The organism is Streptococcus dentasini (genome assembly GCF_053206945.1).
Map to the genome: position 1 here is coordinate 116,745 of NZ_JBRUHS010000005.1, position 14,604 is coordinate 131,348.

Here is a 14,604-nt window from a genome sequence, read left to right on the forward strand (position 1 = left end):
TGTTGGGGAGTCATACTGAAAAAACTCATCAGAACTAAGCAAGTTCTTGGAAGGATCCGTTAATGCTGAATTTTCTACACTAAATCCTATAAGAACTTGGCTAAAGGCCTTGTTAGTTCATCTGTCAAAGTATAGTTGACTTCTTCGGCTAACACTGGCAAGGTAACAACCTAATAAGGTTAACAGACCTAGCAGCACAAATACAGATGTATATCGTGAGATTTCAAAGAGTATCCGTAACTTTTTGCCAATAGACTAAGCAGCACTTAAATAAAAAAACCTAAAGCTGATTGCTCCAGATTTCCTATGAAAATAACTTATTCCCCAAACCAAATACTAATCTCACGTCGAGCGGACTCCAGAGAATCCGATCCATGAGCGATATTTTTTAGCGATTGCCCCGGCTCTGCCCCTAAGGCAAAGTCACCACGGATGGTACCTGCCTGTGCCTTGGCTGGATCTGTCGCCCCCAGCATATCGCGCCAAGCCTGCACAGCTCCAACACCTGCAAGTGTTCCAATAATAACAGGGCCACTCATCATAAAATCAGCAATCGAAGGAAAGAAAGGCTTATCTACCAAGTCTGAATAATGTTTTTCTAAAGTGGTACGCTCAATCTGACACTGCTCCAAGCGTGTCAACTGAAAACCACGGCGTTCAATACGATGCAAAACCTCACCTACCAAGCCTCGCTTGACCGCATCCGGTTTTAAAATAAAAAAAGTTTCTTCCATACCAATCTCCTGTTTCAAATTCTATTTATATTATAACAAGCAATTTCAGAAAATTCCACGATATTTACATCATTGCTCATACTTTTCCCAGACATTCTGAGTAACATCTATCGGAGCATTGCCATATGGGAATTTTGCCGGCTCGTCTTGAGCCAGTAATTAAGTAAGGTTTGGAATAATTCTTCATTCAGTACCAATGCCATACTTCAATCTCCTATTTCTACTTAAAAATAAACTGTCATAAAAGCAGCAGCCAATATAGTCTTATCCCACATGGCTTTATTTAATTAAATCGCTTTACTTGAACACTTTTTCCTTTGAAATATAGTGTTGATAACTTGTCCTCGCTAATAACCAAAGGCTTATCATCAGAGCTTCATAAATCACAAAAAAGATGATAAAGCAATGCAGAAAGTACTCCTCTGGCAGCACCCAAATAACGGGATCCGTATAAGGGTTGAAGAGCCAGTTGTTAGCCCCCGGAAAAAGCAGCTGGTGAAAAAGGGTGAAAAAAGCTTCAAAGCCTATTAAATAGCCCAAAATCCCGATAATAGGAAGCAGGGCAATCAGAGCCAACCAAAGACGGCCAAACAGCCAAAGAGATTGAGACTGCCAGTGTCGTCGCAAAAAATGCAAGGCAGGCCAGAACCCTAGAATAAAGACTGCTTGAGCAAGATGAAAGAGGTGTTTAACGTCGCGGAAATGAGCTAAACCATCCTCAGAAGAAGGAAAGTCTGCCATTTTGAGCTGACCGATCCAAGGCAGGGTCAGATAAGCCATAAGCTGATTGAAATTTTTTAACAGGGCTTGAGTAGACAAATCAACTGTTGGCGCCAGCCTTAACCAGTGATTTTCCAAGGGGTAAACAGCCCATGCCAGGTAGATAGTCGCAAGTACAGCAGCACTCAAGAACCAGATAGCAGATAAACCTGCGTATAACTTATCTTTCATCAAAATCCCACTCATCTAAACTGGCTAAAACATGACTGGGCTGGATCGGCAGTGTGGGAACTTCCTCAGGCTTTGTAAAACCTGTCGTTACCAGAAGGGTCGCAACATCATTCTTAATTCCAGCCATAATATCCGTCATATAGTTATCCCCCACCATGACCGCTTGGTTTCGAGCGACACCCAGACGCTCCAAGGCCTTGTTGATAATGATAGCTTCTGGCTTGCCAATAATAACTGGTTTGATGCGTGTTGCCGCCTCCAACAGCGCCTGAATAGAGCCCGCTCCCGGCAATTGGCCGCGCTCTGTTGGAATATTGAGATCGGGGTTGGTCCCGATGAAGAGCGCCCCTTTTTGAATCGCTAAAGTTGCTGTCACCAGCATTTCATAGGTCAGATCACGATCCAAGCCAACCACGACATAAGCCGGATTATCCTTATCCTCGGTATAACCAGCCTCTGCAAGGGCTGACTTGAGGCCGACCTCACCGATAACGTAGACCGTTTTGCCACGCGCCATATCATTCATATAATCCACTGTTGCTAAGGTAGCTGTATAAATGGTCTCCAGCGGGGTCTCCACATGAAACTGGTCAGCCAGCATATCCTGCACCATCTCAGGGGTGCGCATGGTGTTGTTAGTCACCAGCATATAGGGAATATTTTTCTCCTGTAAACGGTGGATAAAGCGCTCCCCTGCCGGAATACGATCCTTACCGCGGTAAACCGTTCCATCTAAATCAATCAAATAGCCTTTGTAGGTCATCTCTTACCTTTCCATTCTAGTCTTTCTTCCGCCACTCGATCACAGCTTGGGCATGCAAGCCGTCGGCAGTGCGGATTTCGTGTCTAGTGGTCAGACCGTCCTGCTGAACAGCCGACAAAATATCACTACCGTAGTGAATTTCTTTGACATATTTAAGATCAACCGTTTTAGGAACATGTTTCTTAAGAAAGTCTACATCAAGCGCTTCGTACATCCACTCCAGATACTTGCTGTTATTGACATGACCATTCATGTCGAGGTCCAAATAGCGCACATGAAAAAGGGTTTCTGTGGCATCTTTCAGGCTCTGATATTTAGGACCGCGTATCATCTTTTTGATTTTTTCTGACTCATAAGGAGCAACAATCTCTTCTTTGACGGATACGACCTTACGGCTGTCATAGTCCATGAGAACAAAGGTTGATGCGATCTCTATAATTTTATGTCCATCCTCACCATAGATGTAAAAATTACGATAGCAAAAGAGCTTATTATAAGCGACGGCCTCTGTCTCCACAGTAATGGTCTCAGCGTAGCGGGGCAAACGCTCAATATCTAACTGGTAGTCCGTAATGACCCAAACTAGATTAAACCGCTCCAGCAGCCAGTCATCTGTATTGCCCAAGCTTTCGGATTGCAAGCCAGACACCTGCAGGGCATAAGACAGCAAATGGGGCAGCTTAACCTGATGGTTAATATCACTTTCATAAAACGGAATTTGATAATTTACCTTGAATTTTTTTCCCATAAGATTCACTCATTCATTATCTAGTATAAAGGCTTCTGCAACGGTATCCCCTAAAAAGAGGCCTCGTTTGGTCATGCGCAAGCGATCTCCCGTCACCTGCAAGAGACCGTCTCTAATCAAGCCATCCACGATCTGGCCGTAGCGCTCCTGAAAATTTTCTTGGAACTTCTCTTCAAAATGAGAGATAGATAGACCAGATTTCTTACGCAATCCCAGAAAGAACTCCTCTTCCATCATCTCAGCCTTGCTTAGAGTTTCCTCATGCAAACGTGAATGACCTTCTGCTGCAATAGCTTTGAGATAGTGCTGGATAGGACCGCGATTGCGGTAGCGAACACCATTTAAATAGCCCGATGCACCCGCGCCAACACCATAGTATTCCACATTATCCCAGTAGACGAGATTGTGACGACTCTCATAGCCAGGTTTGGAAAAGTTAGAAATCTCATAATGCTCAAAGCCATTCTTCTCCAATTCATTGATAATGTAGTGGAACATATCCGTCTCTAAATCTTCGGTCGGCAGATTGAGACGGCCTCGACGCATCTGGTTCATAAAGACCGTATGGTTTTCCAAAATCAGACTATAAAGACTCATATGGGGAATATCCAATGACAAGGCCTTCTTCACGTTTGCCTTGACCTGCTCCATGGTCTGACCTGGCAGGGCATAGATCAGATCAATCGAGATATTGTCAAAACCCGCTGCCTTAAGGTCACGAATAGTCGTATAAATCTGGGCTTCATTGTGACTGCGGCCAATGCGCTTGAGCTCCTTATCATCAAAGGTCTGTACACCGAGGGAAACCCGATTGACTGCTGATTCTTTAAGGACGGCTATCTTATCTGGCGTCAAATCCCCTGGATTGGCCTCGATAGTAAACTCCTCCAACCTATCCAAATCGAGCTCTTGCTGAAGATTGGTCAAGAGATAGACCAGCTGGTCAGCCGTGATCGCTGTTGGTGTCCCGCCGCCGATATAGAGGGTACGCAATTCATGGATATCATAATGACGAAATTCCTGGATCAGTCTTTCCAGATAATCATCCACTGGCTGGTTCTTAATAAAAACCTTGGAAAAGTCGCAGTAATAGCAAATTTGTGTGCAAAAAGGAATGTGCACATAAGCAGACGTTGGTTTGTTAGACATGGGATTATTATAGCATTTTCACAGACGGAGTTTAAGAAAAAGGGAACAAAATATGAATAGGTGCGAGGTAAACTAAAGGTCTTATAATAAAAAAGCAACTCTAAGGGTACACATCCTATAAGAGTTGCCTCTAAGTATTCTACGAAATTCTATACTTATTGTTCTATATATAAACATAAATAAACAGTTAAAAATTATAAAGTTTTTTAGCTTGTTTTAGCAATTCTATCAAAAGTCGACAGTCATCTAATGTTTGGAATACCGTTACTCCAATCCGTAATCTTGAAGCTCCTCTAGGTACAGCTGGGGATACAAATACTCCTGTATGAATTCCTCCTTTTAACAAATAATCCGCTACTTGCATAGTTGTATCGTTATCTCCAATAATAATTGGAACAACATGAGAAGATACTTGAATATTTACCCCTATCTTATTTAGTTCCTCTACCAAGAATAATACATTTTTTTTAAGTCTTTCTCTTAGTTGATCTCCATATTCCTTGATATAATCAATACCCGCAATAGAGGCAGCAATCGTAGCAGGAGGATTTGCTCTAGATGATGTATAAGTAGGGGCAAAATGTCGAACTTTTTCTGCATCAGTCTTTCTTAATACAGCAAATCCACCAACACTTCCAACACCCTTACTCATAGTTCCAATGTAACAATCAATATCTTCCATAGCATCATAAATTTCAGATACACCTCGACCATTTTCTCCCATGATCCCAAAGGAATGTGCTTCGTCAACAAGAATGCTTGCTTGATATTTTTTTGCAATTTTTACGATTTCATCCATTGGTGCTTCATCACCGTCTGCACTGTATAAACCATCTACCATAATATATTTCTTACCTTGGCAGTCCTTCTCAGAAATTTTCTTTTCCAAGTGTTTCATATTATTATGCTTAAAAACTACATTTTTAGCACCGCTTAATTGTATACCAAGATAAATTGAAGTATGAGCATATTTATCACTAAATACTATATCCTTCTCATCTAGTAATGTGGAAATACACCCAACATTAGCGTGCAGCCCTGACGGAAAGAGTATACTTTCTCTGTCATTATCAGCATATCCCAAATAAGACAGTATTTTTGTTTCTAATGTTCTATGTAAATCGGTATAACCACAGATAACTTGGGAGCCATATGTATTTGTTCCGTAATCATCTATGGCTTGCTTTGCTGCATTCTTTAATACTTGGTTAGTAGCCAGACCAAAATAATCACAACTTCCAAATGCTATAGATTTCATCCCATTATCAAAGACTACTGTATGATCATATTCTTTTATTTTTGGAAAAAACGGATAATACCCTTTTGATTTCCAATCATGAACTTCATCTAAAATATTTAAGTATCTCTCATTCATAATTTTTCCTTTCATTTTAAATATTTGTTATTTACTCATGAATACTCTTCTCATATAGTGCGTAATATTTATATTCAGTACTCTCTCCACCTATGTTCCTCAATTGCCTAGCCATTTTATAGTTGTCTTCTTGAACCCAACCTAAATGAAGTTTTCGTATGCCAGCTTTTTCACTATCTTGATTAAAGACTTTATCATACATTAGTGCATCTATTCCTTTCATTCTGAAATCGGGATCAACACCAAAGAACATACCACGATAAACATCAATATTAGGGAGTTTTGTAAGATCGTATCTCCCATTAGAATAACAAGCATTAATATCTGGAACAATGACTTGAAATCCAATAAACTTTTCATTTAAGGTAACTACCGATGAGTACCTTAGTAAATCTTTAAAAGGATAAGCTGCATTATAAAAGTCTTCCCAAATCATCTCTCGAAATCCCCAGTTTTGTGTCCATGCACGATTGTATAGCGAAGCAATATTTTTTATATCACTTGCTAAATTATCCAAATTAAGCGGGCGTAGTTTAATCTCTGGATTCTTTTTCTTCACAAATTCTGCTGCTTTGCGTATTTTCGTATATGGAGGCTTTACTTCTATAATAAATTCAAGCATCTTTTTTGCAATTTTAAATCCGGCTTGCTTAAGAAGCTTATTATAATATAAAGGATTATATGGCATGAAAAATACCGGTTTTCCTGTACCCTCCAATAACAATCCTCTAGTTGAAGCGACATTATCACTCATAGGACCCATAATTTTCATAGCTCCTTGTTGTTCAGCCCAAGTACATAAAGATTTGATTAACAACTTAACTGCTTCTTCATCATCCATTGTTTCAAAATGGCTAAACATCGCTATTTTTGTATCTTTTTTAGATAAAGGGTCAATCACAATACAACTTCTACTGATAGGTTCATTATCATCGTTTATAATAATAAAAATATTAATATCCAGTTTATCATATCTTTTAATGAAACTATTTAATTCTTCTCTTGTATCAAAAATACGATTATCGTCATCTAGATAAACTTTTTTCTCAAGTTTCATAAATAGCTCAATATTCGCTTCATTAACTCCAGAAATAACCTTGTATTCCATATAATTCCATCCTTTCACTCAAATTAGATTATAACAAGATATTGTTACACATATTTATTACTTTTACATTAATCCACTGACTTCAACGCTTCCAACATATCAACATCTCTCAATCGGCGATTAACAACCCAGCCTAGGCATACTAAAATGATGCTAATCGTTATAATGGGCAGGAGGTAAACATCATAATCTACAGCTGTGGGATATCTATTATCTTGACTCATGATAGCGATAATACCCTTGTGTAAGAAATAGCCGCCCACAAGACCTAGTCCAATCCCGATGATTGATAGAACAATCGTCTCTCTATAAATATAAAGGGTCACTTCCCTATTGTGAAATCCTAGAACCTTAATCGTTGACAACTCACGTATACGCTCAGCAACATTAATACTGGTCAAATTATAAAGGATAACAATGGCTAACAAAGCAGAGATAACTGCTAGGGTCGTCACTGAAGCTCTCAAACTTTTAACAGCTGTATTAACTTGATCGATCAGCGAGATATTTTGAGAGACAGCCGACACACCATTTATCGCTAATGCTTTTGTAGCCTGTTTTGAAACATTTTTTGATGAGGAGTCTTTTAAGTGGAGCAAGACTGTATTATTAATAGCTTTTTCACCAAATACCTTATGGTAATAGTTATCTGACATAAAGATATAATGATTGACATTCATATCAACAACAGCAGACACTTTTATGTGGTACTTCTTGCCATTATCTTTAATGACGAATGTTCCTCCTCTACCGACATGATAATACTGTGCTAATTTTTCTGATATGACTGCTCCTTGGTTAGAAAGAGAAACAGACTTGCCTGATTGAACAGACTTTAAATGAATAAAATCACCAAAATCATCACGATCAGATGCCAGAATGGTAATAGATTTTTTCTCACTCTGTCCTGCAATCTTCTCGTCAATATTGCGAGAATAAATTTCTTGGTAGCTAGAAACTGCATCAGACTTTATAAAATGGTATAAATCCTTATTCTTATCCAGTTCACGGCCGCTTATCACCTGTAAATCATAAGATGTTATCTGTTTGAACTGATGATCTACAATTTTACTTAAGGAGGACTGGATACCAAGACCTGCAAAAAGAAGGGCAACAGATCCCGCAACGCCAAAAATTGTCATCAGCATACGCTGCTTGTACCTAAAAATATTTCTAGCTGTTACTTTTTGGGTAAAACTCAATCGTTTCCAAATAAAACTGAGTCGTTCCAAAAAAATTTTAGAGCCTTTTACCGGCGGTTTAGGAAGCAAAAGCTGTGCTGGCTTTTCTCCAAGTTCTCTCTTAGCTACTAAAAAAGCTGGAAATACAGCACTTAAGAAAGCTAATGCAATTGTTAATAGCGCATAAGTCCAATAAAATCTCTCGTCAAGCCTGCCAATAATCGTCGTTGTTATTGAGTTGCGTGCAACAATACCAGGAAGCAGATAATGTCCCCCAAGAATCCCTAAGCTACTTCCTAACAAGCTGGCAACCAAACCATAACTAACAAATTTTTTGATAATATCACGATTTGAATAACCTAGCGCTTTCAAGACACCTGAGTTAATTCTTTCTTCATTGACAAATCGAGTCATTGTCGTAAATGTTACTAAGGCGGCTACTAGATATAAGACAAGAGGAAATAGATTTCCGATATTGTTGAGAGTCTTGCTGGATGAACGATAGGTCGTATAACCTTCTCCTCCAGACAGGGTTGAACGCGTATAGCTCTTATAGGTAGGAACTTCTAAGTTGTTCAGCTCTGTCTGGATTTTTGCAAGTTCCGATTCTTTTCTGGTGATTTTTTGCTGAGCCTCTTGAGAAGCGATTTGTGTCTCTATCGGAACAGACGATGTACTACCACCTGTTTGCCTCAATTTAGCCTTAGCATCATTAATTTGTTTACGACCTGTAGTAATGGTAGTCTTTAACTTAGATTTTATTGATTCAAAACGATGCTGGCCATTATCAGCTAAAATTTTATCCAGCTGCTCTTGATTTTTAACTAACTGACGATTGTAGTCATCAGAGAACGGACTTAGATGTCTTAAATTTTGATAACGTAGACGAGCTATGGTAGAAGTACGGTTGCTAAAAGCACTGGGAGCTACTACTCCATAAGTATGGAGATTACCATCTCCTGATGTTGAAGAACCCAAAAATTTTTTAGACCAAATCTCAGAAGAATTTACAAAACCAACAATTTTGTAAGTATTATTTTTAAGGAGCGCGTCTCTGTCTTTCGCAAACCTTATCTTATCACCTATTTTATAATCTTTTTTTGAAATAGATGATAGGGCAATCTCATTTTCTTGTCTGGGAAGTCTGCCCGACACCAATTTATAAGAGGAAATTCGCCTATTATTTGAAAAAATACGAACAGCATATTCGGTATTCTTGATAGTGGCATCACTCATTTGGCCGTACTCAACACTAACACCTTTTATACTTTCTAATTCCTTGCGATCAGCACTACTTAACCCTGCACTTGCAATAACAGATAAATCCATAGTCTTCTGACTACTTAAATAGTGATTAGCTGTTTTCTCCATATCCCGAGGTGTCGCTTTTAAACCAGTAAGGACTAGTGAACCAAGCATCAGCAATAACATAATAGATAAGAAGCGTCCCTTTGACGTGCTAAAGGATTTACCTATATTCTTCCAAAATACATGTTTCTTTACCATCAATAAACTCTCCTTAGTATTCTAGTACATCAATATCTTGAGGAGACTCATTTTGTTCGATTGAACTGACCTTGGCATCATGCATATAAATGACACGATCCGCAATAGCTGCTAAGGCTGAATTATGAGTTACAATAATAACGGTTGCCCCTTTATTACGGGACATATCCTGCAAAATTTTTAAGACCTGCTTCCCTGTCTTATAATCAAGCGCACCAGTTGGCTCGTCACACAGTAAAATTTTTGGGTTTTTGGCAACAGCGCGTGCAATCGATACGCGCTGTTGTTCGCCGCCTGATAACTGTGCGGGAAAATTATTAAGCCGATCTCCTAGGCCAACATCTATTAACATTTCTTTGGAATCCCTAGCTCCAGTCACGATTTCTGAAGCCAATTCAACATTTTCTTTAGCCGTCAAATTGGGAACTAAATTATAAAACTGAAAGACAAAGCCAACATCTGTTCTGCGATAATCCGTCAATTCTTTCTGATTGTAGTTGGTAATATCAATTCCATCAATAATCACCTGCCCTTCGTCGTTAGTATCCATCCCTCCTAAAATGTTCAGAACTGTTGATTTTCCTGCCCCTGAAGCGCCTAAGATAACAGCTAGTTCTCCTTGCTCAACTTCAAAACTAACATCATTATTGGCAATAATTTCTGTTTCTCCAGTTTGATAACGCTTAAATGAATGCTTCATTTTAATATAAGACATCGTTTCCTCCATCTAATAGGATAAAAAGTGATTAAGATTTTAGAAAAGCGACCCGTCCGACTGTAGGCAGGATGTTTCTAAATCCTGAACTTTTAAAGGATAGCTGAAATTTCAAGTGCCTAGTCCATTCTCACAGCTTTATTCCCTTTAACACCGTTTATCTTAGCAGAAATAAGGATGGTAAAACAAGACCAAAAAGTTGTCGGTCTGTTAACAAAAATAGACTGCTAAATTGCCTAAAAACAATTTAAACTTCCATTTACTCTATTTTTATTTTACAAGCTGACAACTTTTTTTATATAATCACACTACAAGGAGGCAGATATGGTTTTAGGTAGTCATGAAAATATTATTAACGCTGTCTTTAGGATCGTTTCACAACATCCCAATAAAGAAAAACTCACTTTAACAGAGATTGCTGAGGAAGCCGGTATGACAAGGCAAGCGATTTATAAAAAGCATTATCACAATGTTGATGAGATTTTTGAAGATATCCATACTTCTATTACTCAAGAAGCTTTTGCACAGCTAGAGAAAGTCATGGGAAGTCAAAAATACTTATCCTTTTATGATATTGTCTCTGAAGTCATAATTCCTACAATTTACAAAAATCGGATGTGGGGACGATTTCTTTATAGCAGTATGATGAAAGCAAGATGGGAACAATTTCTGGACAAGGAGTATGCTCCTATACTAGATCATATGGCTACTACAGTCATCAACCACGGCCCCTTCCCCCAAAAAAGTATGATAAAGATTATGAGGGCCTATGTCTTTGCCATTATCGCCGAGTGGATCTCTGAAGATTTTCCAGAACCACCTGAAATATTTGCTAAAAAATTTCAAATGATGATGGAATCTACTCCAAAATTTCTGATTGACGGGCGTTAAGTTCTTAACCTATTAAATCTAAGCCGATGAACTTGTGCCAAAAAGATTAGGTAGGAGCTCAAAAAATCCGCTAATGTTGGTTTTGTACGCCAAATCCTATGGTTTTTTTGCTAATTCCTTTACTAACTCGTCTGCTGAAGATATTCAATTTTGCCAGCCACATCTTAAGATGGCATCTTATAATGAATGGAGTAGAGTCACCTCTTTTCAGACCGTTTTAGATTACTAGAGTGTGACACCAGCATATATCTGCTGGCTATCGGCAGTGCATGGAGAAATCATGAAATTTTCAAAGAGTATAAATCATAAAACACTGTCATTACTGATGGCATACTAAAAGACCTAGCATCTCTAGGTCTTTTGTCATGATCCATTTTCTATCCCAACTCACGCTTGTAATCTTCTGGTATAGCTAGGTTAGCAGCTTTATACTGCGCTTGCAGATCCAGCGTCGTAGCAGCCTGATTGCCGAGAACATTGCGGAGTCTGTCGCGCAATCCCGCATAATCGTCAAGGCTAAAGAAAAGTTCCGGTGCTGAATAGCGCGGATTATGCATCCGCTCCTTGAAACCTAAAATGAGCTGACGGCTCTCAAAAGCTGTCCGAATAGCCGACAGAATTTCATTCCCCTGATTGATATCCAGATAAATATCACAGCGGCCAAAAAGCTGACGAACTGTCAGATTGGTGACGTTAGGATAGAGATGAACATTGCTGTGACGTCCCAAACTTAGGAGTTTACTGGACATCTCCGTAATAGCCGCAATATGCAGAGTCATATCAGGGAAGTCTTCAACGAATGTTTCGATATAATCCAACTGGTCAGAATTGGTGAGAATCAAGGCTTCCTTACGAGCCTGATTATCACGCTGGAAGGGATAGAGCAAACCGACATAAGTGAAAAAATGCCTTTGATCAGGACTTACCAAGCGCAAAATCTGCTCATAGGTCTCACGATTCTGAACCACAATCTTGGTCTTACGCACAGCGGTCTCATCCAACAGGAGCTCCATATTATGAGGAAGCGTATCACCAACTGGCTCCTGCCAAAAGAGTACGTCTTCACCGGCTTGGTTCAATTGATACTTAACTAAGAAAGGCATTCCCAAAGAATTAAAGAGGATCCGCTCCAAATTATAGCCCGATGCTTGGATATAATAGGTTACAAAATCAGCCTTGGATTTGAAGATATAAATCTTGCTTTCATGTTCCAGAATCAAATCACCAGTAACATAATTTTCAACTAGGACCTCTTTCCCTTCTTTATTGTAATAGGATTTTTGAACAGCTTGACTGTCACGGTTGTAAATCGTTTGTGCGAAGCGGTAACCATATTTATTGTAGTGGTCAGTACTGCGTACATGCCCTGCCTCATCCAGCCAGTCAACCGACTGCACAAAACGATTATGGCTGGGCTTGGAAAAGTTGATATTAGCCCGCTTCTTGTTAAGATCAAAAATCTCACCGCTGTTGTTCGTCCCTTTGATCTCCCAAAATGTGGGTACAGGAATTTCATTGAAATGTAAGGGTTTACCTTGGGCATTAACAAAACCAGTGAAAAAAAGGAAAGGGGACGTGACATCATCCGGCAGGAAGCCGTTATCATTAATAGCGATAGTTGTATTTTGATAACCGGACAGAATCAGCGAATAGTGTAAGTCCCAACTATCTTGATTATAATTTTCAAATAAGTTAATCATTGGTCATCTCCTTAATCAGTTGACTCCACTTGTCTTCAACCTTATCTGTCAGATAGTCCTGAGCCATATCATAGGAAACCCGATGCATGTCATCGAGATTGGCTAGGGTGAAAATTTGAACAATCTTAGCACTTAAATGCTCGACGATTTCCTGATCGCTGTCCAGCTCAGAAATAGGCAGCAAATAGCCATTATCACCATCTTTAATAAAGTTTTGATTGCCGTAGCGAACATCAAAACCAATCAGGGGCAGCCCAGAACCAATCGCTTCCAGTAGGGTCAAACCAAATCCTTCACTCTTAGAAGCTGAAAGATAAACCTCATGCTGCATATAAGTATCTGTCAGATCCTGATGTCCTCGCAGTTGGATATAATTCTTGGCCCCCTTCTCCTCAATCAGCTGGCGGAGTTTAGCCTCTTCACTGCCAGAGCCGTAAATATCAAAGTTAATATCTGGAACAAGTTCATGAGCATCCACTACGGCTTCTATCAGCCAATCCACATGCTTTTCTGTAGCCAGACGGGACGCCGTCATGACAGAAAAAGGAATCCGCGGACTCTTGGGATGTCTAATCTTATCCAAACTGCCGACCGGAATTGTGACAATCTTGGGCTGCAGATTTTTATATTTCAAAAATTGATCTGCCAATAGCGTCTTTTGCCTATCTGTAGCCACAATAAACGCATCAACACTGTCAGCATTAGTAAATTGGAAATCATAATAATTATTCCAGAGAATACTGTTAGCATTGGTCCCATTTTCACTAAAATGTTCAGCATGCACAACCACCGCCAATTTGGCGGGTTTAACGTGGCGGAATACGGCCTGACCAATACCAGTCGAACGATCCAGAATGACCAGATCATCTGCTGTTAATTCCAACTCTTGCATAAAGTGCTCAACCAGCTCTTCCTTAGAGTAAGAAAAATGGTTAGGAAAACGATAAAAGGGCTGGTCCCCATCGGTTATTTCGTCGTAAGCAATACTGCCATCGAGATTGTAAAAACTGCGCTTATAGAGCTTAGCTGCATTATCCTTAGGCGCATAGTACTCAGTAAAGGAAATATTTTTGCCATTATTATAGAAATCCTTGCGCACCAAATTTCCATTGGAGACAAATTCAATACGATGGATATACTCCTTGCTGTGGCGACAATAATAGGCCGTCGCAAAGTCGCGATCACCGAAGTAAAACCGCACCAGCTTGTCTTCACGGTCCGTTTTAGTAATATCACGGGTAAACTGCGCCTTTAAATCCGCCTCCGTAAAGGTCGTTGGAGCAGGCGTCTGATCAGTAAAGTAAGTATACATCCAGATAATTTGATCATCACTAAAACCGACATTGCGAGCCATGTCGATGATATTATCCTGACTGAAGAAATCTGTGAAGATGAACTTGGCATCAATATCAAGATTCTTAAAGACTTTTGAACGGTAAGCTTGGGCGTACTCAACCCCGCTGGAAGCCCAACCGATCCCAAGATTGATATTATAAACTGTCATAACTCTGTCTTTCTAAATAGATCTTCTTGTTTTTGTCCAGAAAGAGATCAGCTCTAAAAGACAAATTGCCAACTGGTAAAATTGACCATCAGTCTCGGCTAATTTCCTGCACCTTCCATAATAACACAATTCTGGTCTTTGTGCTCATCAAGAATAGCGGATCTGACTTATTTTCTTAGATCCAGCTCTCTTAAAAAGAAGGGAAAATGGAAGCAATTTCCAGCCCTTCATCATTTCTGACTTTTAATGCAGCTTGATTAAAATACTCAATAGCCAAAG

11 protein-coding genes and 1 pseudogene are annotated in these 14,604 nt (G+C 39.5%); 1 reads left to right on the forward strand and 11 read right to left on the reverse strand.

Features of this window, described 5'->3' with window-relative positions; genetic code table 11:
• Window positions 1-317 precede the first annotated feature (317 nt).
• From ndk to ACVR1G_RS05660, 9 genes are all read right to left on the reverse strand, one after another.
• A complete protein-coding gene (gene ndk / locus ACVR1G_RS05620; RefSeq protein WP_447452214.1) occupies window positions 318-734 on the reverse strand; it encodes a nucleoside-diphosphate kinase in 417 nt (138 codons plus the stop codon).
• Window positions 735-1,031: 297 nt separating this feature from the next.
• Entirely contained in the window at window positions 1,032-1,685 is a 654-nt protein-coding gene (locus ACVR1G_RS05625) for a TIGR01906 family membrane protein (RefSeq protein WP_447452215.1), read from the reverse strand.
• Entirely contained in the window at window positions 1,675-2,448 is a 774-nt protein-coding gene (locus tag ACVR1G_RS05630) for a TIGR01457 family HAD-type hydrolase (protein ID WP_447452216.1), read from the reverse strand. The genes ACVR1G_RS05625 and ACVR1G_RS05630 overlap by 11 nt, the downstream gene beginning before the upstream one ends.
• 16 nt (window positions 2,449-2,464) lie before the next feature.
• Window positions 2,465-3,196: an acyl-ACP thioesterase domain-containing protein gene (locus ACVR1G_RS05635; protein WP_447452217.1), complete on the reverse strand. Its 732-nt coding sequence runs from the start codon at window positions 3,194-3,196 to the stop codon at window positions 2,465-2,467.
• Window positions 3,197-3,205: 9 nt separating this feature from the next.
• Complete coding sequence (gene hemW, locus ACVR1G_RS05640; RefSeq protein WP_447452218.1) at window positions 3,206-4,345, reverse strand: radical SAM family heme chaperone HemW; 1,140 nt, start codon at window positions 4,343-4,345, stop codon at window positions 3,206-3,208.
• A 187-nt stretch (window positions 4,346-4,532) separates the two neighbouring features.
• A complete protein-coding gene (locus ACVR1G_RS05645) occupies window positions 4,533-5,735 on the reverse strand; it encodes an aminotransferase class I/II-fold pyridoxal phosphate-dependent enzyme (protein WP_447452219.1) in 1,203 nt (400 codons plus the stop codon).
• A gap of 16 nt (window positions 5,736-5,751) precedes the next feature.
• The gene (locus ACVR1G_RS05650) at window positions 5,752-6,828 is read right to left on the reverse strand and encodes a hypothetical protein (RefSeq protein WP_447452220.1); all 1,077 of its coding nucleotides are present in this window, start codon (window positions 6,826-6,828) and stop codon (window positions 5,752-5,754) included.
• Between the two features lie 68 nt (window positions 6,829-6,896).
• Entirely contained in the window at window positions 6,897-9,515 is a 2,619-nt protein-coding gene (locus ACVR1G_RS05655) for an ABC transporter permease (RefSeq protein ID WP_447452221.1), read from the reverse strand.
• 13 nt (window positions 9,516-9,528) lie between these two features.
• Complete coding sequence (locus tag ACVR1G_RS05660; protein ID WP_447452222.1) at window positions 9,529-10,230, reverse strand: ABC transporter ATP-binding protein; 702 nt, start codon at window positions 10,228-10,230, stop codon at window positions 9,529-9,531.
• A gap of 324 nt (window positions 10,231-10,554) precedes the next feature.
• Between ACVR1G_RS05660 and ACVR1G_RS05665 the strand changes: the two genes are divergently transcribed.
• Entirely contained in the window at window positions 10,555-11,121 is a 567-nt protein-coding gene (locus ACVR1G_RS05665) for a TetR/AcrR family transcriptional regulator (RefSeq protein WP_447452223.1), read from the forward strand.
• A 380-nt stretch (window positions 11,122-11,501) separates the two neighbouring features.
• On the opposite strand, the pseudogene gtfB reads toward ACVR1G_RS05665, so the two are convergent.
• Together gtfB and gtfA are read right to left on the reverse strand one after the other, a co-directional pair.
• Window positions 11,502-12,821 (reverse strand): annotated as a pseudogene (gtfB, locus tag ACVR1G_RS05670) (accessory Sec system glycosylation chaperone GtfB); the annotation flags it as partial.
• On the reverse strand, window positions 12,814-14,325 hold the full coding sequence (gene gtfA, locus ACVR1G_RS05675; protein WP_447452224.1) for an accessory Sec system glycosyltransferase GtfA: 1,512 nt from the start codon (window positions 14,323-14,325) through the stop codon (window positions 12,814-12,816). The gene gtfA and the pseudogene gtfB, both read right to left, overlap by 8 nt.
• Window positions 14,326-14,604 lie beyond the last annotated feature (279 nt).

Bases quoted from the DNA above. Each gene is read 5' to 3' on its own strand.
- ACVR1G_RS05655 (WP_447452221.1), bottom strand. From the start codon at position 9,515: ATGGTAAAGAAACATGTATTTTGGAAGAATATAGGTAAATCCTTTAGC.
- ACVR1G_RS05660 (WP_447452222.1), bottom strand. From the start codon at position 10,230: ATGTCTTATATTAAAATGAAGCATTCATTTAAGCGTTATCAAACTGGA.
- ACVR1G_RS05665 (WP_447452223.1), top strand. From the start codon at position 10,555: ATGGTTTTAGGTAGTCATGAAAATATTATTAACGCTGTCTTTAGGATC.
- ndk (WP_447452214.1), bottom strand. From the start codon at position 734: ATGGAAGAAACTTTTTTTATTTTAAAACCGGATGCGGTCAAGCGAGGC.
- gtfA (WP_447452224.1), bottom strand. From the start codon at position 14,325: ATGACAGTTTATAATATCAATCTTGGGATCGGTTGGGCTTCCAGCGGG.
- ACVR1G_RS05635 (WP_447452217.1), bottom strand. From the start codon at position 3,196: ATGGGAAAAAAATTCAAGGTAAATTATCAAATTCCGTTTTATGAAAGT.
- ACVR1G_RS05650 (WP_447452220.1), bottom strand. From the start codon at position 6,828: ATGGAATACAAGGTTATTTCTGGAGTTAATGAAGCGAATATTGAGCTA.
- ACVR1G_RS05645 (WP_447452219.1), bottom strand. From the start codon at position 5,735: ATGAAAGGAAAAATTATGAATGAGAGATACTTAAATATTTTAGATGAA.
- ACVR1G_RS05630 (WP_447452216.1), bottom strand. From the start codon at position 2,448: ATGACCTACAAAGGCTATTTGATTGATTTAGATGGAACGGTTTACCGC.
- hemW (WP_447452218.1), bottom strand. From the start codon at position 4,345: ATGTCTAACAAACCAACGTCTGCTTATGTGCACATTCCTTTTTGCACA.
- ACVR1G_RS05625 (WP_447452215.1), bottom strand. From the start codon at position 1,685: ATGAAAGATAAGTTATACGCAGGTTTATCTGCTATCTGGTTCTTGAGT.